Consider the following 23,734-nt stretch of genomic DNA (forward strand, 5'->3'; position numbering starts at 1 on the left):
ATGAAGAATAAAATATATAAATTAACAGTCGTTGTAATGATTGCAATTTTCTCAAGTTGTGAAAATGCAGTAGACATAACGCAAGTTGGTAGAGTTACAGCGGATGTAGCTTTTACAAACGTATCAGAACTGAGAGATGGTTTAATTAGCTCATATGGATTTTTCGATTTAACAAGAGAAGTTGCTATGGCAGTTAATTATACTGACGAAACAGCCGAAGGAACTGAAAATGGTGGTCAAGGAAGAACAACAGGTCATATTTTCAATTTAAACGCGGGTTCAGCTGCTGCTTCAACTTTTTGGACTAATGGATATGATAGATTAAATTCATTAAACAGACTAATTGAGGCTGCAGATCTTGTAGAACCAGCAGATGCAGCTGAAACTGCACAAAAAAATGACATCCTTGGTCAAGCATACGCATTAAGAGCTTATGCAAACTTCCAATTGGTAAGTTATTATTCTACAGATTATACGAATGATGCTGCTTTAGCAGTATTAAAAGTAGATTTTGTACCAAGTATTGCTGATAAATTATTAAGAAGTACTAATGGAGAACTTTTTCAATTGATTGATGAAGATTTAACAAAAGCAGCTTCATTAATAGATGATCAAAGCAATCCTATATTTGTTTCTAAAGATTTCGTGACTGCATTACGTGCTAGAATGGCTGCTTACAGACAAGATTATACAACAGCTGAAACTTTAGCGAATAGTTTAATGACAAGATACCCATTAGCAAACCGTACTCAATATAGATTAATGTTTGTAGATGAAGATAACACAGAAATTATCTTTAAATTACAAAGAGATGTTAACGGAATTTATGATAACCAACCTGGTTCTGGTACAGTAGCTGCTACTGGTTGGATTGGTGGTGTAACATTATTTGGTGCTAACACTCCATATTTCGAAATTGGTCGTAGCTTATTCAATCTAATTGATCCGGATGATGTTCGTTATAATGTAATTGTTGATCCAGTTTCAATTGTGGCTCCAGATTATACAAATACTTCAAATTATAGAGAAGAGGATGTATTACAAGTAAATAAATATCCTGGTAAACCAGGTCAAGTTTTATTGAATGACAATAAAGTATTTAGATCATCTGAAATGTACTTAATCATTGTAGAGGCAAAAATTGCTAGAAATGATTTAACAGGTGCTGCTCAAGATATCAAAGCTTTAAGAGATATTAGATTTGGTGATGCACAACCATTACCTATTTATGCTTCTCAACAAGAAGCTTATGCTGCTCTTTTAAACGAAAGAAGAGTTGAATTTGCTTTTGAAGGACATAGATGGAAAGATATTAAAAGACTGGGAGTAAGAGCTAATCAAGGAGCTGAAAGAGATCCTATTGATGTTGCAGAATTTGGAATGACACCAAGGTTAGCACCAGATGATTTCAGATTTACATTACCAATTCCTTTAGTAGAATTTAATGGAAATCCTGAATTACGTGCACAACAAAATCCTGGATATAACAATTAATACTTAAAAATATAAAAATGAAAAACTTAATTAAAATATTTACACTATCATTAGTATTGGCTTTTGCTAGTTGTGGAGAAGAGGAAAATATCACCTTAGATATTGGAGACGGTTTTGTACAGTTTGCAGGTTCAAGTGCTTCTGTTCAAGAAAATAGTACAGACCCTATAAGTGTTGAAGTATTATATGGTGGTAGCCTTGCATCTAACACTAATGGTATTAATGTTAATTTCACTTTAGAAGGTGCAGACGCTAGCAGATTTACTGTAACACCAGCTAATGGAACTATACAAATTCCTGCAGGGCAAGCTTCTGCAAGTATTACTGTTTTACCAATTGACAACAATGTTGTTGATGGTAATTTAAATTTCAGCATTACTTTATCAGCAGATGGTGATAAACCTGTTGGAATTGGAGGTGAAGGAATCAATAACAGTACATTTGATTTAACAATTGTAGATAATGATTGTCCTGTAGACATTAACGGTTTTGTAGGTACATATACTGTTTTTGAAAACTTTACAGGTGGTACGAATGCTCCATCAGGTTTGAATAACTTTTTTGGTGAATCTTACCAATTAGAGATGACATTAGCGCCTAACGATCCTTCTGGAACAAAGTTAATTGTTAACAATTCTCCTGGTTTTGATACTTACATTCCAAATGGAACTGTATTAGCTTTTGATACTTGTAATGGAAAAGTAACTTTTAATGGTGCATCTCAAGTACAAGTAGCATTATTCAGAACTTTTGTTTACACTGATTCAGGTTATGACGAATCAGAATTTGTAATTGAAGCTACTGGTCCTTTAGCAACTTTTGGTCCATATCAATTTACATTTACAAAACAATAAAAACGTATATTTAAAATAGAAAACAGTGAAGTTAATTCTTCACTGTTTTTTTTTATCAAAAAATAAAGAAATGAGTGATATAATTTTTGGAATAAGAACAATTATAGAAGCGATTGAAAGCAACAATACTATAAACAAAATATATCTACAAAAAGGATTGCGAGGCGATTTATACTATGAATTAGATAAAATTATTAAATCTAAAAAGATTGCGACCAGTATTGTTCCTATAGAAAAACTAAATCGATTATCTAAAAACAACAATCATCAAGGAGCCGTAGCACAAATATCTCCTGTAGAATTTTATGATTTAGAAAATATTATAGAAAAAACAATGGTTGCTAACAAAATGCCTTTGTTTTTAGTCTTAGATCAATTATCTGATGTTCGTAATTTTGGCGCTATCATAAGAACTGCTGAGTGTACTGGAGTTGATGCTATTGTTATTCAAAAAAACGGAAGTGCGCCTGTAAATGCTGAAACGATTAAAACTTCTGCTGGAGCAGCATTTAAAATACCTATTTGTAAAGTTGATCATATTAAAGATGCTTTATTCTTATTACAGGCCTCAGGAATAAAAACAGTGGCAGCTACTGAAAAAACAGAAGAATCTGTATATGATATCAATTTTAATGAACCAATAGCTATTATTATGGGTTCTGAAGATAGAGGTGTAAATCCTTCTGTATTAAAAATGGTAGATTACAAAGCTAAATTACCTATTTTAGGAGAAATAGAATCTTTAAATGTTTCTGTTGCCTGTGGTGCTTTTTTGTATGAAACTGTAAGACAAAGAATTAAAAAGTAGTTTTTGAAGTTTGGAATTGGAAGCTGTGAAAGATTGAAGTTGGAAGCTGGGAGTTTGAAGTTAAGAGTTATTAAAAATAGTAATTAACTCTATTCCTCTTCAACTTTTTTATCATTTTCCTCTTCTATTTTTGGTGGAGAAAAATTTCCATGTTCATCAAATAACAAATCAAATTCGGTTTCTATAAATTGATGTTCTTCTTTTACAATACCTTTTTTTCTAAATATAAAAGCAAAAGTAAATCCCACTACAAAACCTGATAAATGTCCTTCCCAAGACATGCCTTCTTTTATAGGAAAAACATACCAGATCATACTTCCGTATAAAAAGATAATTATTAAAGATAACGCAACCAGCCTAAAATGTTTTCTGATAATTCCGCTAAAAAAAATAAAACTAAATAATAAATACACAATTCCACTAGCTCCTATATGATAGGAATCTCTTGCAATAATCCAAGTTAAAAATCCTGTAAAAAAACCACCAAATAACAGGATTTTTAAAGCAACATCTTTATAGAAATAAAAAAGACTTGTTAAGAGCACAAATAAAGGAATTGAATTATTAAAAAGGTGACTTGTATTACTATGGATAAAATGGGTAAAGAAAACACCTCTAAAACCTTTTAAAGTTCTTGGATATACTCCGAATTTATTAAAATTGAAAGAAAAATAGATTTCAACCCAATAAATAAACCAAATTGCAACTACATACGCAACTGGTACTAAAAAAATTGATTTCGATATTTTTAACTGATTCTCGTCATTCATCGTTATAAAAATAACAAAAAACGAACCAAATAGTTTTTATACAAATTCTGTCATAAATCTTTATTATTTTTACAGAATGAATGAACCTTTGGCAGAAAGAATTAGACCAAAAACATTAGAAGATTACATTAGCCAACAACACTTGGTGGGTACAAATGGTGTTTTAACCAAATTAATAAAACAAGGAATTATTCCTTCTTTAATTTTGTGGGGACCTCCTGGAATTGGTAAAACTACGCTTGCAAATATTATTGCTACAGAGTCTAAACGTCCATTTTATACCCTTAGTGCCATAAGTTCAGGTGTAAAAGATGTAAGAGAAGTCATTGAAAAAGCTAAAAATAGTGGTGGTTTGTTCACGGCTAAAAATCCGATATTATTTATTGATGAAATTCATCGATTTAGCAAATCTCAACAAGATTCTTTATTAGGTGCTGTAGAAAAAGGTTGGGTAACTTTAATTGGAGCCACTACAGAAAATCCAAGTTTTGAAGTGATTCCTGCCCTACTTTCTCGTTGTCAAGTATATATATTAAACTCATTTGATAAAAATGATTTAGTAGCATTATTGCACAGAGCCATAGAAAAAGATAGCATTTTATCAACCAAAAAAATAACACTAAAAGAAACGGATGCTTTATTACAAGTTTCTAGTGGTGATGCTAGAAAACTCTTAAATATTTTTGAATTGTTGGTTTCTGCAGATGATGAAATTGTTATAACAAATGAATTAGTTTTAGACAAAATTCAGAAAAATACAGTCAGATATGACAAAACTGGTGAGCAACATTATGATATTGTTTCCGCTTTTATCAAATCGATTAGGGGTAGTGACCCAAATGGAGCTGTTTATTGGTTGGCTAGAATGATTGAAGGAGGAGAAGATGTTAAATTTATTGCTAGGCGATTGCTTATTGCTGCTTCTGAAGATATTGGCAACGCAAACCCGACAGCATTAATTTTAGCTAATAACACCTTTCAAGCGGTTTCAGTAATTGGGTATCCTGAATCTCGAATTATATTAAGCCAATGTGCAGTGTATTTAGCAAATTCCCCAAAAAGTAATGCTTCCTATTTAGCGATTGGAAATGCTCAAAATTTAGTTCAAAAAACTGGTGATTTATCAATACCTCTTCATTTAAGAAATGCACCTACAAAATTAATGAAAGATTTAAATTATGGGAAAGAATATAGGTATTCTCATGATTATCCAAATAACTTTATAGCACAAGAATTTTTACCAGATGAAATTTCTGGCACAAAACTATATGAACCAGGCAATAATCAAAGAGAAAATCAGTTTAAAGAAACTTTAAAACAACGTTGGAAAGACAAGTATAATTATTAGAATTTAATTTGATATTCTTCTTTTACTAGTTGACCTGCTTTATAATATTCAGCAACCCAAATAGCATCTTTTTTATAAAAACTACCGTTTTTATCTTTAATCAAATATGTGTCTTTTATACTGGTTTTTAATAATACAAAAACCACTTCAGGCACAGTATTTACAAGTTGAAATCCATTGTCTATGGCTTGTGCATAAAGAATTGGTGCATTTTTATCTTTTTTTGTTTCGGTATTATTAGTCGAGTTTTCTTTATCAGAATTTAAAACTTTAGGAGCTACCATAGCATTATGTACAACATCTTCTGAAATATTTTTAGCAACAATTTCTTCTTTTTCTAAGTTTTTTTCTACAGAAATTAAAAAAGCATTATAACTATATTCAAAATCTTCCATAGATTCATATGCCATTCTTATAGCATCTTGGTATCCTTTTTTGTAATCTTTTATTTTTGATTTACCGACTTTTGAAGTGTAAATTATTGTACCATAACAATCCTTAATTTCGATTAAATTTTTTATAGTAAGCAATCCAGATTCGTCTTTAACAGAGGCGTATAAAGCCAAACATCTATCTTTAGCTAATTTATTTGGTAGGGTTTCATCACTTAAAAAGACTTTAAACCCTTTTTTCTTTAATAAGAATTTAGTTAGGGAACTTGTTTGATATTGATCTACTTCTTTCAAAAAATCGAACCTATCTGCTACAACAATATATTGATATGCATCTAAATTTGTTTGTTGACTTAGAAGTGAATTACTCACTAAAAGCATCAGTAAAAAAATTGTTTTTTTTATCATTTTTAATTAAATATTACATTAAAACCTACTTGTAAAGATAAACTATTTGCTGCTGATAGGTTTCTATATGATAATAGATTATCGACCATTCCATAAAAATTAACGCTTCCTATTTGTGCAGATACACCTGCTCCAAAGTTGGTAAAAGAAACATCATCAATGGTATATGTAAATTTTGTATGAATTTTATTAGTGATTGATTTTTGATAAAATCCAGTAAAAGCCAATTGAGGATTTAATGGTCTAAACACAGTATGTAATTGAAAACCCAAAGCATCCGTATAAAAATCTTTGAATCGATTGTCATAACAAACCTTGCTCCTTCGTTCTCCAAAACTATACTTTAAAGCAGCATTTATTTTTGTTGGACGCCAAGAAATATAGGACTCTTGGTCTTCTGTAATTGGCAATTGTTCTTTAAGACGCTTATCTATTTCTCCCCAATAATTTCTTGGAGTATTGGCATCAAATGTAAAAATAACTCCTTCATATACAAAATCACCTTCAACTTTAGAATTTTTTATATTGGTTTTATGATTGATGAAACCAACATCTAAAATGCTTCCAGAAATTTCTAGTTGAGGAGACATTTTATAGGTAAAACCAACATCAAAACCTACACCTATATTATCACCTAAAAAAGTATTTTTAAGATATTGACTTGTATCTTCAATATATTGATTGGTTTCGGAATTAACCAAACCAGATGTTCTTGCATTCAAATGTATGTTATTTAAATAATGCGTGTATAAACTATTTACACCTTCAGTAGTTGTAAAAGTTCCTGTATTATAAGTCGATTGCATATTTAAAGCGGAAGAATAGAGTTTAACTCTTGCTCCCAACGTAAGTTGCTCATCAATTTTTTTTGAAAATCCTGCATGGAGAACTCCTAAAACATCTAATTGATATGATATTTCCGAAACTCTAAAATTTTTGTTGAGAAAAGCGTTGTTTCCTTCTGTAAGCAGCGTTAATAAATCTTTAGGAAAATAACCAAAGGCATCTATTTCTTCATAAAAACCAAAACTTATATAAGTTTTATCTTTATAGCGAAAACCACCACTTAAAATCTCTACTTGTGTATTTAGTTTTAAATAATCGTTTGGTCTTAAATTGCTGATGGCTTCAACAATTTTATCATTTATATTTCGATTGTCCACAGCAAAAATATCTTTTAATACAACTCCTTTAGAACCAATTTGAGCAGAAAAACCAGACAAAAAAGGAACTCCCACATGAAACTTATAATTGGTTTCAGCTGCAGGATTTAACAATAGTGTTTGTGGTAATTCTGCAAAATTGTATAGAATTTGTTTGTTTTGTGATGTAGCTGAAAACGCTAATAAAACCTGCAATAAAATTAAAAATTTTTTCATTTTAAAATGCTGATTCTATAAATAATGTTACAGAAGATTTGAAATCAAATTCACTAGGATCTGATGGATTTAGCCCTGTTGTTGAGTTTTCTAAAGATGCTGTAATTTTTACTTGAGTTGTATTTAAAACTTGAAGATTATCAGCAATTATTATTTCTTCTTCAAATGGAGGTGGATTTACATCGAAACTTTCTACAAAAATGGGCGAAAAAGAATAAATTATTATATTGCTACTATTCAAAAAATCTACTTGAATGGTAACATCTCTATCAAATTCGTTTTTAAATTCTGCATTAAAAATCAACTTAACAACGTTATTTCTAAGATACCTTTCATCAAACCCTTTAAATTCGAAAACATCAGATACACTGTTATTTTGTATAGTTCCTGAAGAGTCAAAAAATTGAATAGGTTTTGCAGTAAAAGAAGCTAAAGCAGCTGTTACAACAGGTTTTAATTTGTAGTCTTCAATTTGCGTAAAATCTAGCGTTTCTGTACAACCAGCAACTATACATAATGCCAAAAAAAAGACTATCTGTTTGGGGTATTTCAACAAGTATTTCATGTAGATAAGTAACGCTTATGCTTTTACAAATATTGCTTTAATTCTAAAAGAGATGTTATACTTTTATAAGCAGGATCGTTTTTAGGTTTGTTATCAAAATTGCAATAAATGGCAGGCATGCCAATATTTATGGCCCCAAAAATATCTGCTTCTAAACTATCGCCAATCATAATAGAATTTTCTTGATTTGCGTTGGTAACCTCTAAAGCATGATGAAAAACTTTTGGATTCGGTTTTTTAACACCCACAGATTCTGAGGTAATGATGGCATCAAAATAAGTAAGTAATTTGGAAGCTTCCATTTTTTTATGCTGAATTTCCTGAAAACCATTGGTAATAATATGCAATTGATATTTACCTTTTAAATACTCTAAAATTTCGAAAGTTCCCTCAAAAAGATGATTGAAATCTGGTAAAAACTCAATATATTCAATGGCAATAATATCAATTAAATCATCTGAAATTGTGTAGTTTATACTATCGAATGCTTTTTTTAATCGACCATATCTTAATTCTTTTTTAGATACTTTTTCATCTCTATACAATCGCCAGTATTCAAGGTTTATAGGTCTGTAAACCTCTAAAAAAGCATGTAAATCTGTATCTATTTGTTGTTTTTTAAACACTTTTTCAAAGGTTAAATCAGAATTTTTTTCAAAATCCCACAAAGTATGATCTAAATCAAAAAAGACGTGTTTTATATTTATCATTTAAAGTATATTTGGTAAAATAAATTTATTTGGAAACTAAAGTACATAAAAAACAGTTAACTTTCTTTTATAAGAATATTCTTATAATGTTTAGAGGAACAGCAATTGCACAAGTTATTGCAGTTTTAGGAGCTGTTTTATTAGCTAAAATTTATGGCGAAGAAGGTTATGGCTTGTTTGGCGTATTTATTAGTATTACAAGTATTACCTCTATAATATCTACTTTTCAGTTAGATAAGTGCATTGTTATCTCAAAAAACGAAAAAGAAAGTGCAAATTGGTTTAATTTTTTACTTATTTTAATTCCTGTAATTTCACTATTAATTACACTTATATTAATTTTATTTTCTGATTTTTTTTTAAAAAAAATTGTTGATTTTAATATTTTTTTATTTTCTGCTGTTGGAACTTTATTGTTGTGCTATAATTTGATAAATGAAAGTTTATTTACATTTCAAAAAAGATTTACAATCATATCTAACTCAAAAATTTTTTTAACTATTAGTAATGTATGTCTTCAAATTATTCTTTACACTTATTTTAGTTTAACAGGATTAATAATAGGTTTTTTAAGTTCACAGTTTCTTTTAATGCTATTTTTCTTTTTTAAAAACAGAAAAGTAATTAACAAACCTGATTTTAAAGAAATTAAAGTTGGAATTAAAAAAAGAAGTACAATTTTAAAGTATTTACTTCCATCAAATACCATAAATAGTTTAGCTAATAATTTAATGCCAATTTTAATTCTAGCTTTTTTTGGTGCTAAAGAAACAGGAGTATATTTTTTTAGTATAAAAATTTTAGCAACTCCTTTATTTTTAATATCATCATCAATATCACAAGTTTATTTTCAAAAATCAGCTGAATTACTAAAAGAAAATAAAAAAGCATTACTAAAACTTACCAAAAAAATTGTAATTACAAATTTGCTTATCATGTTTGCTTTTCTTTTGATTATAAACACGATAGGTATGTATTTATTGGAATATTTTTTTAGTGAAAAATGGTTAAATTTAAGAATTTTTACATTAGTATTATCTATCCTTATATTTGCAAGAACCGCATTTAACCCCATAAGTAGTTTAATTGTTGTTCTGAATAAAAACTTTGAAAGTTTGTTATTTAATAGTTACTTATTTTTAATTAATTTAATTGCAATTTATTTTGGATATATATATGATGATATATTAATAACAATTACTATACTCTCTTTTTTAGGTGGTTTAGGCTATCTGACATTACTCATTTATTTTTTGAATCACTTAAAATATTTAATAAAAAAAGATGTTTAAAAAACTAGATTTTTTTCTTTTTGGCTGGATTATAAATTGGTTTTATCCTGAATATTACCGACCAAAATATGGGTATCAGCGTTATTATGTGTTGTTTTTTCAATATTTAGTTCCGCAAAAAATGTTCAGATTAAACCCAAAAGTAAAATGGCCAGTTCATTTTACATCTAAAGTTTTATCACCAGAAAAAATAACTAAAGGAATTTTATGTGATCCTGGAGATAACCTCAACAACTACATACAAGCCAATAATGGTATTGTTTTTGGCTCAAATATAGAGTTAGGTCCAGGAGTTTCTATTATTTCATCAAACCATGAAAGTGATAATTTAAGAGCACATAAAAAAGGGAAATCAATTACGATTGGCAATCATGTTTGGATTGGCGCAAACAGTACAATTTTGCCAGAAGTTACTATTGGAAACAACGTAATTATAGGTGCAAATTCTTTGGTAAATAAAAATATTCCTGCAAATTCTATTGCTGTTGGTAATCCTTGTAAGGTAATTAAGCAAAAGAAAAAGTACGTAGAAAATTTATCGGAATTAATTTTTAACAAAAAAATTCCTAAAAAATATGTGGCGTTTTTGAATGCTAACCTTTAAAAATCTTAATAAACCAAGGCAACTTGTTAAATTTAATTTGCTGATAATTAAAAGTCTCTGCACCAAAGCTCAAAAAAAACTTTGCAATACTGTCCATAGATGAACCCCCAAAATGAAAAAGATCAAATTTTTGTTGATATTTAAAAATTGCACGATCAATTAAAAAAGTATTCTCGCCATTTTTACGATGTTTAAAATCTGTAGAAGAAACTAAAATGGTTACTTTATGTTGATGTTTTAAAAAGAAACCAGATGCAACTAATGCATTTTCTTTATTGTAGATCGAAAGCATCTCTCCTACTCCTTTTTTGATACAAGTTTTAATTAACTCCTCTAAAACTAAGTAGTCTTTATTTGTAATATAAGGTGTTCTTTTACCCACATTATCTTTAAAAAGCTGAATTAAATTTGCTGGAGACTCATTCCATTTTTCAACCAAATTTGCTTTTTCTGCTTTTCTTAAGTCTTTTTTTCTGTCTTTTCTGTATCCCTCAAAAACAGTTTCGTAATTTTCCTTAATCGATACCATTTGCATTTGTTTATCAATCAAAAAACCAGCTTTTTCTTTTACTTCATTATCGGTATTTAACCTTGTTTCTACAGCTTTAAATTTCTTAAAAAGAAAATCAAAAAAAAGTTTAAAATCGATGCAATCATCCAAAGAAAAAATACCCAATTCTAACAACCAAAAAGGTGGGTATACATATTTAATTCCATATTTTTTACGAATGGGAATAGGCATTACAGCTTGGTAATCATCCAAAACCAAAACAGCCCAATTGTCTGCAACAATATCTAAATACCAAGAAAATCCATAGATGTTACTTTGGATTGAATTCTCAATACATTCATCATATTTTGCGACATTTAAGTCTTGTCTTTTTACGTAGTTTATCATTTAAGAAATGGCAACTTTTAACATCGATTCGTATAAGCGTTTCCAACCTTTCCATCGTAAATAATTACTTAAACTTTCGTTGTGGAATAATGTTATAAAAGTTCCGTTTACAGCTTGCACCTCGTTTTTTAAATCTCTAATTCTACCTAAAGATTGTTTTGGTGTTAGCTTCATATAATCGTTTAAAGTAGTATCCATCAACGCAAAAGGATATATTTTTAATGGTGTTTGAATTTCAAAATCCAAATCATAGAAGTAAAAAGGTGTACATGTACTCGCTCTAAAACCTACGTTGCTAGCATAGCCCATAGAATAATCTTCTTCGATTTCTAAATCTATTAAATGTTGATAGGTTTCTGGTAGACTAAAGCGCAAATAGTGTTGTCTAGAAATTTTTACAGGTGTATTTGTTATATGCTCCAAACGCTCTTTTTCTTTCTTTAAAAGTTTCGCTTTGTCCATTGTAAAATAAGAAGGATGCAAACCAACTTTTGCATAATCGCCCATTTCTTTTATGAGCAATCTATATTTACTTTTTGAAGCAGAAACATTGGTATCAAAAGTGGTATAATCGCCAATTAAAAAAAAGAAAATAGTTTTTACATTGTAGGTAGTTTTGAGTCTTAATAATTTTTGAAAGGTATCAAAAGGATCGTCTTTAATATTAAAAATTACGGCTAATCGATACAATACATTTAACAATCTGAATTTAAACAAGTCGTTAAAAAAACCACCAATACTTCTTATTAAGCTTTTGTGTTTATAGGCAAAAGCATTGTCTATATCAATTGTAGAAATATAAGTATAGGTTCTTGTTTTGTAATCGTATTCTGGAAATTTTTCTTTCAGTAATTTTAAAAATTTATACGCCCAAATATCTACTACTGGTTGTTCTAAAAAACCTTTTTTAAACGCTAAACTTTGCTCAGCAGAATAACGTCCATGAAGATCTTTTACGTGTGGCAAATATTCTTCATAACGAGTAACTAAATAAAAACTAGCTGCAAAAATATCAAAAGGGATGGCTGACTTTAAATTGGTGGCGAAAAAACAAGGTACATCGTCCCATTTATTCATTGTAATTTCTAGATCGTTTACACCTTGTTCAAATAATAACGGATTACTTTTTATAAAAAACTCGCTTCCTAAAGGTGTTTTTGTGTACGATAATTTTGGTCCATTATGTGCCACAAATTCTTCTACTTTAGCAGTAAAATCTACAGGAATTAATAAAGTTCTTGTAAGTATATGCTTAAAAATATAACGAATTCTTGGTGTAATTTTATGTGTATAAACTAATATCATTGTTTTGTTTAGTATTCAGTCCTCAGTTGGCAATATTCAGTTGGCGTTTTCAGTCTATTGATGACTGCCTACTGCAAACTGTTTTACTGTCAACTACAGAATCCCTTCATCTGCAAAGCTAAAATAATCTTTTTCAGTAATGATTAAATGATCCAACAATTTAATATCTAAAGTTACACCCGCAGTTTTTATTTTTTGAGTAATTTGTTTATCAGCATTACTAGGCTGTAATTTTCCTGAAGGATGATTATGACACACAATAATAGCCACGCAAGAAAGCTCCAAAGCCTTTTTAAAAAGCAATCTTACATCAACAATCGTGGCTGTTAAACCCCCTTTGCTAATTTGTGTTTTTGCCAAAACTTTATTGGAATTATTTAAGAATAAAACCCAAAATTCTTCGTGATTTAGATCGCCAATAATGGGCTGCATTAAATTAAAACCGTTTTTACTTGAATTTATTTTGGGCTTTTCGAGTGCAATTTCTAATTGTCTTCGTTTTCCCAATTCTAAAGCAGTAATAATAGAAATAGCTTTGGCCTCTCCTATTCCTTTAAATTCGCATAATTTTTCTACGGATAATTTTGCCAATGTATTAATATTGCCCTCTACAGATTGTAAAATTCTTTTTGATAAACCTACTGCGCTTTCCTCTCTATTTCCAGAACCAATTAATATGGCTATTAATTCTGCGTCAGACAACGCTAATTTGCCTTTAGCAACTAATTTTTCTCTAGGTCTATCATCTAAAGCCCAAGTTTTTATGGTAAGTTTTTCCATCATCATTTTTTATAAATGTACAAAAAACCTTGAAAATGCTAAAAAACGTATTTTATTACTTTACCTCCTTAACTCTTCTTATCTTTGCACTCTATATTTATTTTTAAAATATGAAGATTATAATTGCAGGTGCTGGAGATGTTGGTTTTCATTTAGCAAAACTATTATCTTATGAATCTCAAGATACATATATTATCGATTTTGATGGCGATAAATTAGAGTACCTCAACAATCACTTAGATGTAATTACCAAAAAAGGTGATGCAACTTCCATAAAATTATTAAAAGAAATTGGCATAAGTTCTGCTGATTTACTAATTGCTGTTACTGAAAGCCAGAATACAAATTTCACAATTTCTGTAATAGGTAAATCTTTAGGAGCAAAAAAAACCATAGCAAGAATTGATAATCCTGAGTTTTTAAACAATTGTGAAGTAGATTTCACAAAATTCGGTGTAGATTTTATGATATCTCCCCAAGAATTGGCAGCAAATGAGATAAAAATGTTGCTAAACCAATCTTCTTTTAACGATACTGTTCAGTTTGAAAGTGGTCTTTTTAATGTAATGGGTACTGAGCTTTCTTACAAATCTCCTTTGGTAGATTTAACAGTAAAAGAAGCCAAACAAAAGTTTAAAAATGTAGATTTTATTACCATTGCCATTAAAAGAGAAAATGTATCTCAAACGATTATTCCTAGAGGAGATACTGTTTATAATTTAGATGATCAGGTGTATTTTTCTGTACCTAACTATGCTATTAAAGATTTATACCCCATTATTGGTAAAGAACAATTCGATATTAAAAGCGTTATGATTCTTGGTGGTAGTAGCATAGGCGAAAAAACAGCAAGGAATCTTTGTCAAGATAACTTTAAGGTCAAATTGATTGAAAAAAATAGAGAGAAAGCAGAAGCTCTTGCAGAAAATTTATGCGACACTTTAATTATAAATGGTGATGGTCGTGATTTAGAACTTTTAGAAGAGGAGAACATCAGAGAAATGGATGCTTTTGTAGCTGTTACTGGAAATTCTGAAACCAACATCATGTCTTGTTTAGTGGCAAAGTCTAAAGGTGTAAAAAAGACAATAGCTTTAGTTGAGAACATGGATTATATTGATATTTCTCAAACCATAGGAATACAATCGTTAATCAACAAAAAACTAATTGCAGCCAGTAATATTTTTAAACATATTAGAAAAGGTGGCATTTTAGAACTCGCAAATTTACACAATATCGATGCTGAAGTTTTTGAGTTTGAAGTAAAACCAAATGCAAAAGTTACAGAAAAACCGATTAGAGATTTACGTTTTCCAAGAGAAGCCGTTTTTGGTGGTATCATTAGAAATGGAAAAGCGTTAATGTCTTTTGGAAATATGCAAATACGAACTGGAGATAAAGTAATCGTTTTTTGTTTGCCAGAAGCAATTGCTACCGTAGAAAAACTTTTTAAATAAAAATGGGTTCTTTAAATTTAAAAATAATTTACCGATTTTTAGGAATTACAGCCATCTTAAATGGTTGTTTTATGTTTATTGCTTTTCCTTTTAGTTTTTTTAATTTAGAACCTGAAGCTTGGGGAATTTTAAATGCAGGAGTAATTACTGTATTTATTGGACTATTGTTTTTCTTTTTAAACAAACCTAAAAACACAAGCATTCATAAAAAAGAAGGCTATTTAATTGTTACTTTAGGTTGGCTAACATTATCTATTACAGGCATGTTGCCCTATTTATTATCTGGAGCTATACCAAGTATTCCAGATGCTTTTTTCGAAACTATTTCTGGCTATTCTACTACAGGATCATCAATTCTATTAGATATTGAATCCATGCCAAAAGGAATTTTGTTTTGGAGATCTGCCACACATTGGATTGGTGGAATGGGTATTATCGTTTTAACAATAGCCATTTTACCATTGTTAGGAATTGGAGGGATGCAGCTTTTTATGGCTGAAGCTCCTGGCCCATCTGCAGACAAACTACATCCAAGAATTACAGACACTGCAAAACGTTTGTATTTAATTTATGTGGTGCTGACTTTTGCCCAATTTTTTCTATTAAAATTTGCAGGTATGACTTGGTTTGATGCCATAAATCATGCCATGGCTACTGTTAGTACAGGTGGTTTTTCTACCAAAAACAATAGTGTTGCTTTTTACAACAACTTACCATTTGTACAATATATTATCATCTTTTTTATGTTGGTTGCAGGAACTAACTTTGTGCTTACCTATTTTGCATTGAAAGGGAAAATTCAAAAGGTTTTTCAAAGTGAAGAGTTTAAATATTATTTATTTGGCATTATTGGTGTTTCCTCTATTATTACCATTTTAATTTTCTTTTTTCAAGATCCTAATTTGCAAACTACCATTGCACATCCTAAAGTTTTTGGAGAAGCAGAAAGTGCCATAAGACATGCTTTGTTCATGGTAACTTCTGTAGTAACCACAACAGGATTTGTAACTGCCGATTTTACCATGTGGAGTTTCTTTGCTACAGGAATTTTCTTTGCACTCTTTTTTACAGGAGGTTCTGCAGGTTCTACAAGTGGAGGCGTAAAAGTGGTAAGACATATTATCATGCTTAAAAACAGTTTTTTAGAATTTAAAAAAGCGTTGCATCCAAATGCAATTATTCCAGTACGTTATGATGGTAAATCTGTAAACCAAACCATTGTTTTTAATATTCTTTCTTTCTTTATCATATACATGCTAATTTTTATCATGGCCTCTGTAATTTTAACGTTTTTGGGATTAGATTTTTTATCTGCTGTTGGTGCAGCAGCTTCTTCTTTAGGTAATATTGGCCCAGCTATAGGTTCTGTTAGTCCTGTTGATAATTTTGCACACCTTACTTCTGCTGCAAAATGGTTTTGCTCTTTTTTAATGTTAATTGGTAGATTAGAACTTTTTACAGTTTTGATTTTGTTTACGCCTTTCTTTTGGCGTAAAAATTAATAACTCCTCTAGTTTTAGAGGATATTTTTTATTGATTTCATAAAATTCTACTATATATTTTATAAAAAAACAATTAACATTATTTCTATATTATACTATTGCTATCTTACTGTTAAATAGTATTATATACTTTTTTTTGTCCATTTTTTTTGTAACTTAGAAGCTCACAAAAAAAAACAAATTATGAAAAAAGAAAACTTATTAAAAATTGCATTATTTACAATTTCACTTTTATTTACAAATCTCACAATAGCACAAGTTAGTATTGATGCTGGTGCAACTAATTATACTATAAATTTTGATTCTACTTTAAGTGGAGTTAACAATGGTGTTTTTAATGGTTCTGGATTTCAACCAACACCTGCTGGTGGTAACTTAGATGCTGATGCATGGAAAATCATAGGTTTAAGTGATGGAACACATAATTTTGGTGATACTAGTATTTCTGGTGATTTTGCAAGAGGTCAGAAATCAGGAGGTAATTCAACAGGAGGACTCTATGCTTTCGAAATAGCTACTGGAAATTATGCTTTAGGTTTTCAAGCTGGTAATTCTGATTTCACTCCTGGTTCAATTATCTTAAAAATAACCAACAATACATCTAGTACAGTTACAGATGTTGCTATTTCTTATAATATTTGGGAATATAATGACCAAGGAAGAAGTAGTTCGTTAAATTTTTCTCATAGTATAGATGATGTAACTTATACAAATGTTGCTAGTCTAAATTTTACATCAACTGAGGCAGCAAATGGAAGTCCAAGTTGGGTTTCTACAGCAAAATCAACAACAATTAGTAGTTTAAATTTAGCTATTGGAGCCTCTATGTATATTCAATGGACAAGTGATGATGTTGCTGGATCAGGCTCAAGAGATGAAATTGCTATTGATGATATTGTTATCACTGCAACAACAGGTGTCTCTTTACCAACAGTTAGTTTTAATGAAGCAACAAGTTCTGTAACAGAAACTACAACAGATCAAACTGTTTTGATTCCAGTAACAATGGTAAATCACGCAGGTACAGAAATTACATTGTCTGTAACTCCATCTGGCACAGCAGATGTATCAGATTACACTTTAAACACTACTTCTCTAACCTTTAATGCAGATGGTTCTCAGAACGTTTCCTTAACGATAAAGGATGACGTAGACAGAGTTAATGAAACAGTTATTTTAACATTGGCTGAGACTACCAGTACAGGTGTCGTTATCTCTACAAGTGACCATACAGTCTCTATTTCAGATGACGATTTACCAAATATTATTATTAATGAAATTTTAGCTGATCCAGGCTCAGTAGTAGATGCCAATGGTGATGGCGTTTTTGATTCTTCTGAAGATGAATTTATTGAATTCGTAAATACTGATACAATTTCTTATGATTTAACAGGCTATACTGTTGAAGATAGCTCATTACGCTATACTTTTGGTGCAACTACAATACCTGCAGGTGGTTCAGTAGTTATCTTTGGTGGTGGAACACCAACAGGAATTTTAGGAATTTCGGATACAGCTAATGAAAGCACTATTCTAGGTTTAGCCAACACTGGAGATACAGTTTATTTAAAAAACTCAAGTGGTACAATAATAGCAACTTATACTTATGGAAGTGAAGCTAATGACGACCAATCAATTGGTAGAAATGATGATTTAACAGGAGATTTTGTCAAGCATTCTGAAATTTCATCAAATCCTGTAAGTGCTTCTCCAGGAAGATATAATTCTTCTAACTTGCCTTTTTCTACATTAACTTGGACAGGGGCAACAGATAATTCTTGGACAACAGCTTCTAATTGGAGTACAGGTGTAGTGCCAATAGCTAGTGATGATATTCAAATTCTAAAAACCACCAACCAACCAACAGTTAGCACAGCTGTAACAGTTAATTCTGCTACAATAAATTCTGGTGCTACTTTAATTGCCACCAATACATTTACAGGAAACGTAACTTTTAATAGAACTTTAGCAAATGCTGGTCAATGGTATTATATGTCATCACCAGTTGTAGGCGAAACTTATAACGACTCATGGGTTTTAGCAAATTCTGTTGCTTCTGGTCAATTTAATAATAGAGGTATTAGTACTTACGATAATTCTTCTTTTGATACTAATACTGGTGCTGGTGATACAGAAACAGGATTTTGGAGATATTTGCAAGCTACAGGTTCTGATAATTTTAATGTAGGAGAAGGTTATGGATTATATTTATCTGCACCAAAAACAGTTTCATTTTCTGGAACAGGCATTTATACTTCTGATCAAACTTTTACACTTACTCAAGGTGTTAATAATTTTAATTTAATAGGGAATCCATTTACTTCTTTTATTACTTTAGGAACTTTTTATACTACAAATTCTGCAAACATAGATACAGATTTTTATTTTTGGAATGGCTCATCTTATACAACTTTAACTTCTGGTTCTGATGCTACTTATGAAATAGCTCCTGGACAAGGATTTTTTGTAAATGCTACTTCAGCAGCTAACGTAACTTTTGAAATTGCTGATGCTTCTCATCAAAGTACAGATACGTTTAAAAAAACAGCAAATACAAGGCCTGAAATTAATGTAACAGTTAAAGAAGACACTAAAGAAAGTTTTGCAAGAATTTTGTATATCGACGGAACTACAAAGGGTTATGATAAAGGTTTTGATGGAAAGTTATTTGGAGGTGTTTCTCATTCTTTTGTCATCTATTCTGATTTAATAGAAAGTGATGGTAAAAAATACCAATCACAATCTTTACCAAGTTCAGACTATGAAAATATGGTAATTCCAGTTGGTCTTAAAGTTGCAGCAAACAAAGAAATTACGTTTACTGCTGATGCTTTAAACTTACCTGCTGATATCAATGTATATTTAGAAGATAGATTTACAAATACATTTACAAGGTTAGATGAAACAACTAGTTCTTATAAAGTAACATCAGATATTGCTTTAGATGGAATTGGTCGTTTTTATTTACATACAAAATCTAACAGTGCTTTAAATGTTGATAGTGTAACTTTAGAAAACATCAGTATTTATAAAACAAACAATTCGAATTTAAGAATTGCTGGTTTGTCTAAAGGAGAAGCGAATATTAAAGTATATACTATTTTAGGTAAGGAAGTTTTAAACAAATCTTTTACTTCTAATGGCGTTCAAGATATTACGTTGCCTTCATTATCTACAGGAGTTTACATTGTTCAATTAGAAACTGAAACTGGTAGTTTAAACAAAAAAATAACATTAGAATAATTACGAGAATTTTATATACCCAAACATTATGAAGAAAAACAATAAACATAAACAAGAAGAAATTACTCGTAAAGCAGCTATTAAAAAAATAGGAAATTACGGAAAATATGCAGCATTAACTGCTTTAGGAACTTATATGATTTTAAATCCACAAAAAGCACAAGCAGCATCAGCAACTGCACCATCAGATCCTGGAACTGGATTTTAATAAAAATAATTACTACTTTAAACGCCTCAAAATTTTTGAGGCGTTTTTATTTTTATATATTTATAGTAAGTATATTTAGCAACTATGAAATCAATTAAAACGCTGTATAAGGTTATTGAAGACAAAACAATTACTTGGTTTGAAAACACCAATGAATATGTAGTTTTAGAAAATACCACAGCCGATATTTTAAAAAGACTAAGCAAAGGGATTTCTGTTGAAGTGATCGCCAAAGCACTTTCTAAAAAATTAGATGTCCCTATTGAAAAAGCCGAGGATTTTATTCTAAATCTAAAAAAGAATCTTTATGAACCTAAGAATTCCAAAAAGAAAGCTGCTACCAATGACGATAGAGATATAAAAAAACCAACTACGTATCAATTCGTAACGTTTTATAAAATAAATGATGTTATTTTTAAAATTTCGTATTTAAATGATAAAGAAAGGTCTTTAATTCACCCGAAATTTGAACATTTGGTTATTGAAGCTGTTGAAAAATTTGACCATGAATTTGAGGTTTTTATCAGTACTAATTTTATATTTCTTTACGTAAACAAGCACTATATTGGCTCTTGGAATCATTTAGATGTTCATTATTTTCAAGGAAAGTTTTCAATGGAATTCATTCAAAAAATACATCAAAAGAATGAAGAGGAATGGCTAGGTGTTTTTCATGCGTCTGCGATTAGTAATGGAAAAAAATCAATGTTATTTTTAGGCGATTCTGGCAATGGTAAAAGTACATCTTTAGCACTTTTACAAGCCAATGGTTTTACGTGTTTAGCGGATGATTTTGTTCCTGTTGATGCAAAAAATCAAGAGGTATATAGTTTTCCTGCAGCAATATCTATCAAACAGAATAGTTTAAAAACGTTGATGCCAATATATCCAGAACTAGCTACCAGTAAAGAATATAATTTTACAAGACTGAATAAAGTTGTTCGCTATTTAAAACCAAATAACACTGATTTCTTTACACATTTACCTTGCAACGATTTGGTTTTTATCAAATATGAGAAAGATGCAAAACTTAGTTGTAAAAAGATTTCTAAGATTGATGCTTTTCAGCAATTAATTCCAGATTCTTGGTTATCACCCAAAAAAGAAAATGCTCAAGTATTTTTAGATTGGTTTGGTGGTTTACATTGCTACCAATTAACCTATTCTAACAACGAAGAAATGATAAAAACTGTTTCAAATATTTTTAAGAATGACGTATAAAGAAACCTTACTTTTTGTTGCAAAATGCTTGACAATTAACCACGAAGAACACAATAAAACAATTGTTGAAAACAAGCTAAAATCTAACACAGTAGATTGGGAAGCTGTTGTAAAAGTAAGCACAGCTCATTTTGTATTTCCTGCTTTATATTGTAATTTAAAAAAAGCCGATTTTCTTATATATGTACCAACAGATTTGGTTGCGTATATGATACATATTACAGATTTAAATCGTGATAGGAACCAGCAAATTATAACGCAAGCTAAAGAAATTAACAAATTATTACTAGCAAATGAGATTACTCCAATATTTTTAAAAGGAACAGGAAATATTCTAGAAGAATTATATGAAGATATTGCAGAAAGAATGGTGGGTGATATTGATTTTATTTTCTCTAAAGAAGATTACCCAAAAGCTATAGAGGTTTTACAAAATTTCAAGTATTCTAAAGTTCATGACACAACCTATGATTTTCCGATGTTTAAACATTATCCGAGATTACAGAAAGAAAATAATATTGCAGCAGTAGAAATTCATAAAGAATTATTAATTGAAGCATATGCAGATGAATTCAATTATACATTCATAAAAAAAGATGCACAATTAATTAATGGCATACATTTTTTGAGTTTTAAAAATCAATTGAATTTATCGATTATTGCAAAACAAATTAATGATAAAGGGTTTCATTATAAAGATATTTCTTTAAGAAATGCCTATGATGTTTTTCTGCTTTCTAAAAAAACGACTGCAAAATCGGCTTTTAATGATTTTATCAACCTTAAAAATCCTTTAAACTGTTTTTTAGCTTCCTGTTATGCTGTATTTAACAAACCTACATCTTTGGAATATATTGAAACCAAAGAAACCAAAGAATACATTGACTTCTTTAGAAGAAATATAGAGAATAATGCTCAAAGCAAAAAGTTTCATAAAAAAACTGAAACAAAGCTTTTTATAAAGCAAAGACTAAAAATTATTAAAGATTCAATTTTTGATAAGGAAAAAAGAATTTGGCTCATAAAAAGAACAACCGATAAAAACTGGCAGCATGAAAAACTGGTGCAATTAGGCTTGAAAAAATCTAAACCAAACGCTTAACCTCCTCAAAATCTAAACCACCATAATTACCAGAACTCATTAAAACAACTGCGGACTTCTCTAAATTTTCGGCAAACAAAAATTCTTTAAATGTTGCTGGATTGGTATAAATAACCAAATCTTCTCTTTCAAATGCATTGGCTATTTGTTGATGTGTTACCTCTTCCAATTGTTTAATTTTTACTGCATCTGGAGAGTAAAAAACAACGGCTTTATCTGCAAAGTCTAAGGCTCCTTTATATTCTGCTAAAAACTCAGCATTTAAACTAGAATAAGTATGCAATTCTAAACAAGCAAAAACAGTTCTTTCTGCATATTGTTCTTTTACTGCCTTTGTAGTTGCTGCAACTTTACTTGGCGAGTGTGCAAAATCCTTAAAAATAACAGTCGAATTACTTTCTGCAATTTTCTCTAAACGTTTGCTTGCACCACTAAAACTAGCAATCGCTTCGTAAAAATCATCTTCATCTACTTGCATATGTTGACAAATCCATTTTGCGCCTGCTAAATTTTGTAGATTATGTTTCCCAAAAATCTCTAAAGGCAAATCTCCTTCTTCAGTTTCTAAATACGTAATTCCGTCTTTTATAAAATGATTCGGAGTTTCGTAAGGATATTTTTTAATGTGATTTTCAGAAGATTCTACAACGTCTTTTACATGTTCGTCTTCAATGTTATACACCATACTTCCTCCATTGATCATGGAATCTGTAAAAATTTTAAACTGTTCTTTATAATTTTCGAAAGTTGGAAAAACATTAATATGATCCCAAGCAATACCACTTAAAAGCGCAATATTTGGTTTGTATAAATGAAATTTAGGACGCATATCAATTGGCGAACTCAAATACTCATCACCTTCCAAAACCATAAAATCATTTTCTTCAGTTAAATGCACCATCGTCTCAAAACCATCCAATTGAGCACCAACCATATAATCTACTTCTCTTTCATGATAATTTAAAACATGTAAAACCATAGAAGTTATGGTTGTTTTTCCATGAGAACCACCAATTACAACACGCGTTTTATTTTTACATTGTTCATATAAAAACTCTGGATACGAATAAATTTTTAACCCTAATTCTTGTGCTTTTAGCAATTCAGGGTTGTCTTTTTTTGCGTGCATTCCCAAAATAATCACATCTAAATCTGATGATATTTTTTCTGGAAACCAACCAAATTCTTTTGGCAACAAACCATATTTTTCTAATCGAGATTTTGATGGATTGTGAATTGTGTCATCACTACCAAAAACTTGGTATCCTTTTTGGTGTAAAGCAATTGCTAAATTGTGCATTGCACTTCCTCCAATTGCAATAAAATGAATGTTCATAGGTAAAAATTATAAAGGGTAAAAATACAAAAGCTTTGCACAATATGAAATCTCTTTA

At 29.9% G+C, this 23,734-nt stretch carries 21 protein-coding genes; 12 read left to right on the top strand and 9 right to left on the bottom strand.

The annotated features are described in order from the left end of the window. The 3 genes from P161_RS18910 to rlmB all read left to right on the top strand — a co-directional run bounded on the left by P161_RS18910 (position 1) and on the right by rlmB (position 3,156). Complete coding sequence (locus P161_RS18910; protein ID WP_081816956.1) at positions 1 to 1,494, top strand: RagB/SusD family nutrient uptake outer membrane protein; 1,494 nt, start codon at positions 1 to 3, stop codon at positions 1,492 to 1,494. Between the two features lie 17 nt (positions 1,495 to 1,511). Continuing rightward, entirely contained in the window at positions 1,512 to 2,348 is an 837-nt protein-coding gene (locus P161_RS0101155; protein WP_155810399.1) for a hypothetical protein, read from the top strand. Between the two features lie 70 nt (positions 2,349 to 2,418). Then, the gene (gene rlmB / locus P161_RS0101160) at positions 2,419 to 3,156 is read left to right on the top strand and encodes a 23S rRNA (guanosine(2251)-2'-O)-methyltransferase RlmB (protein WP_026775263.1); all 738 of its coding nucleotides are present in this window, start codon (positions 2,419 to 2,421) and stop codon (positions 3,154 to 3,156) included. A gap of 89 nt (positions 3,157 to 3,245) precedes the next feature. Here rlmB and P161_RS0101165 read toward each other — a convergent pair whose 3' ends face one another. Beyond that, positions 3,246 to 3,926: a rhomboid family intramembrane serine protease gene (locus P161_RS0101165; RefSeq protein WP_026775264.1), complete on the bottom strand. Its 681-nt coding sequence runs from the start codon at positions 3,924 to 3,926 to the stop codon at positions 3,246 to 3,248. A 76-nt stretch (positions 3,927 to 4,002) separates the two neighbouring features. On the opposite strand from P161_RS0101165, the gene P161_RS0101170 reads away from it, so the two are divergent. After that, a complete protein-coding gene (locus P161_RS0101170; protein ID WP_026775265.1) occupies positions 4,003 to 5,274 on the top strand; it encodes a replication-associated recombination protein A in 1,272 nt (423 codons plus the stop codon). On the opposite strand, the gene P161_RS0101175 is transcribed toward P161_RS0101170, so the two are convergent. From P161_RS0101175 to P161_RS0101190, 4 genes are all read right to left on the bottom strand, one after another. Continuing rightward, the gene (locus tag P161_RS0101175) at positions 5,271 to 6,074 is read right to left on the bottom strand and encodes a hypothetical protein (protein WP_051605625.1); all 804 of its coding nucleotides are present in this window, start codon (positions 6,072 to 6,074) and stop codon (positions 5,271 to 5,273) included. The two genes, P161_RS0101170 and P161_RS0101175, sit on opposite strands and share 4 nt — an antisense overlap. Positions 6,075 to 6,076: 2 nt before the next feature. Next, positions 6,077 to 7,453: a DUF5723 family protein gene (locus tag P161_RS0101180; RefSeq protein ID WP_026775267.1), complete on the bottom strand. Its 1,377-nt coding sequence runs from the start codon at positions 7,451 to 7,453 to the stop codon at positions 6,077 to 6,079. 1 nt (position 7,454) lies between these two features. Then, a complete protein-coding gene (locus P161_RS0101185) occupies positions 7,455 to 7,976 on the bottom strand; it encodes a hypothetical protein (RefSeq protein WP_155810401.1) in 522 nt (173 codons plus the stop codon). 65 nt (positions 7,977 to 8,041) lie between these two features. Then, positions 8,042 to 8,728, bottom strand: coding sequence for a YjjG family noncanonical pyrimidine nucleotidase (locus tag P161_RS0101190; protein ID WP_026775269.1), 687 nt, complete (start codon positions 8,726 to 8,728; stop codon positions 8,042 to 8,044). 29 nt (positions 8,729 to 8,757) lie between these two features. Between P161_RS0101190 and P161_RS0101195 the strand changes: the two genes are divergently transcribed. Together P161_RS0101195 and P161_RS17845 are read left to right on the top strand one after the other, a co-directional pair. Continuing rightward, positions 8,758 to 10,020: a lipopolysaccharide biosynthesis protein gene (locus P161_RS0101195; RefSeq protein WP_302846533.1), complete on the top strand. Its 1,263-nt coding sequence runs from the start codon at positions 8,758 to 8,760 to the stop codon at positions 10,018 to 10,020. Beyond that, positions 10,013 to 10,624: a DapH/DapD/GlmU-related protein gene (locus P161_RS17845; RefSeq protein ID WP_051605626.1), complete on the top strand. Its 612-nt coding sequence runs from the start codon at positions 10,013 to 10,015 to the stop codon at positions 10,622 to 10,624. Before P161_RS0101195 ends, P161_RS17845 begins: the two co-directional genes overlap by 8 nt. Here the strand turns inward: P161_RS17845 and P161_RS0101205 are convergent. The 3 genes from P161_RS0101205 to radC all read right to left on the bottom strand — a co-directional run bounded on the left by P161_RS0101205 (position 10,614) and on the right by radC (position 13,607). Continuing rightward, entirely contained in the window at positions 10,614 to 11,522 is a 909-nt protein-coding gene (locus tag P161_RS0101205) for a hypothetical protein (RefSeq protein WP_026775271.1), read from the bottom strand. The two genes, P161_RS17845 and P161_RS0101205, sit on opposite strands and share 11 nt — an antisense overlap. Then, entirely contained in the window at positions 11,523 to 12,827 is a 1,305-nt protein-coding gene (locus tag P161_RS0101210) for a polysaccharide deacetylase family protein (protein WP_026775272.1), read from the bottom strand. 93 nt (positions 12,828 to 12,920) lie between these two features. Continuing rightward, a complete protein-coding gene (gene radC / locus P161_RS0101215; protein ID WP_026775273.1) occupies positions 12,921 to 13,607 on the bottom strand; it encodes a DNA repair protein RadC in 687 nt (228 codons plus the stop codon). A 110-nt stretch (positions 13,608 to 13,717) separates the two neighbouring features. Here radC and trkA point away from each other — a divergent pair, with 110 nt between their 5' ends. The 6 genes from trkA to P161_RS0101245 all read left to right on the top strand — a co-directional run bounded on the left by trkA (position 13,718) and on the right by P161_RS0101245 (position 22,340). Further along, positions 13,718 to 15,064: a Trk system potassium transporter TrkA gene (trkA, locus tag P161_RS0101220; RefSeq protein WP_026775274.1), complete on the top strand. Its 1,347-nt coding sequence runs from the start codon at positions 13,718 to 13,720 to the stop codon at positions 15,062 to 15,064. A gap of 2 nt (positions 15,065 to 15,066) precedes the next feature. Continuing rightward, positions 15,067 to 16,566: a TrkH family potassium uptake protein gene (locus P161_RS0101225; protein WP_026775275.1), complete on the top strand. Its 1,500-nt coding sequence runs from the start codon at positions 15,067 to 15,069 to the stop codon at positions 16,564 to 16,566. A gap of 183 nt (positions 16,567 to 16,749) precedes the next feature. Beyond that, entirely contained in the window at positions 16,750 to 19,809 is a 3,060-nt protein-coding gene (locus tag P161_RS0101230) for a lamin tail domain-containing protein (RefSeq protein WP_026775276.1), read from the top strand. 28 nt (positions 19,810 to 19,837) lie between these two features. Beyond that, positions 19,838 to 20,017, top strand: a complete 180-nt coding sequence (locus P161_RS0101235; protein ID WP_026775277.1) for a hypothetical protein — start codon at positions 19,838 to 19,840, stop codon at positions 20,015 to 20,017. Between the two features lie 84 nt (positions 20,018 to 20,101). Further along, the gene (locus tag P161_RS0101240) at positions 20,102 to 21,238 is read left to right on the top strand and encodes a hypothetical protein (RefSeq protein ID WP_026775278.1); all 1,137 of its coding nucleotides are present in this window, start codon (positions 20,102 to 20,104) and stop codon (positions 21,236 to 21,238) included. Beyond that, positions 21,228 to 22,340, top strand: coding sequence for a nucleotidyltransferase family protein (locus tag P161_RS0101245; protein WP_026775279.1), 1,113 nt, complete (start codon positions 21,228 to 21,230; stop codon positions 22,338 to 22,340). The genes P161_RS0101240 and P161_RS0101245 overlap by 11 nt, the downstream gene beginning before the upstream one ends. Here the strand turns inward: P161_RS0101245 and P161_RS0101250 are convergent. Next, the gene (locus P161_RS0101250; protein WP_026775280.1) at positions 22,324 to 23,676 is read right to left on the bottom strand and encodes a UDP-N-acetylmuramate--L-alanine ligase; all 1,353 of its coding nucleotides are present in this window, start codon (positions 23,674 to 23,676) and stop codon (positions 22,324 to 22,326) included. The genes P161_RS0101245 and P161_RS0101250 overlap by 17 nt on opposite strands. Positions 23,677 to 23,734: the final 58 nt, after the last annotated feature.

Origin of the sequence: Polaribacter sp. Hel_I_88 (genome assembly GCF_000687935.1) — a bacterium.
In the GTDB taxonomy this organism is placed as follows: domain Bacteria; phylum Bacteroidota; class Bacteroidia; order Flavobacteriales; family Flavobacteriaceae; genus Polaribacter.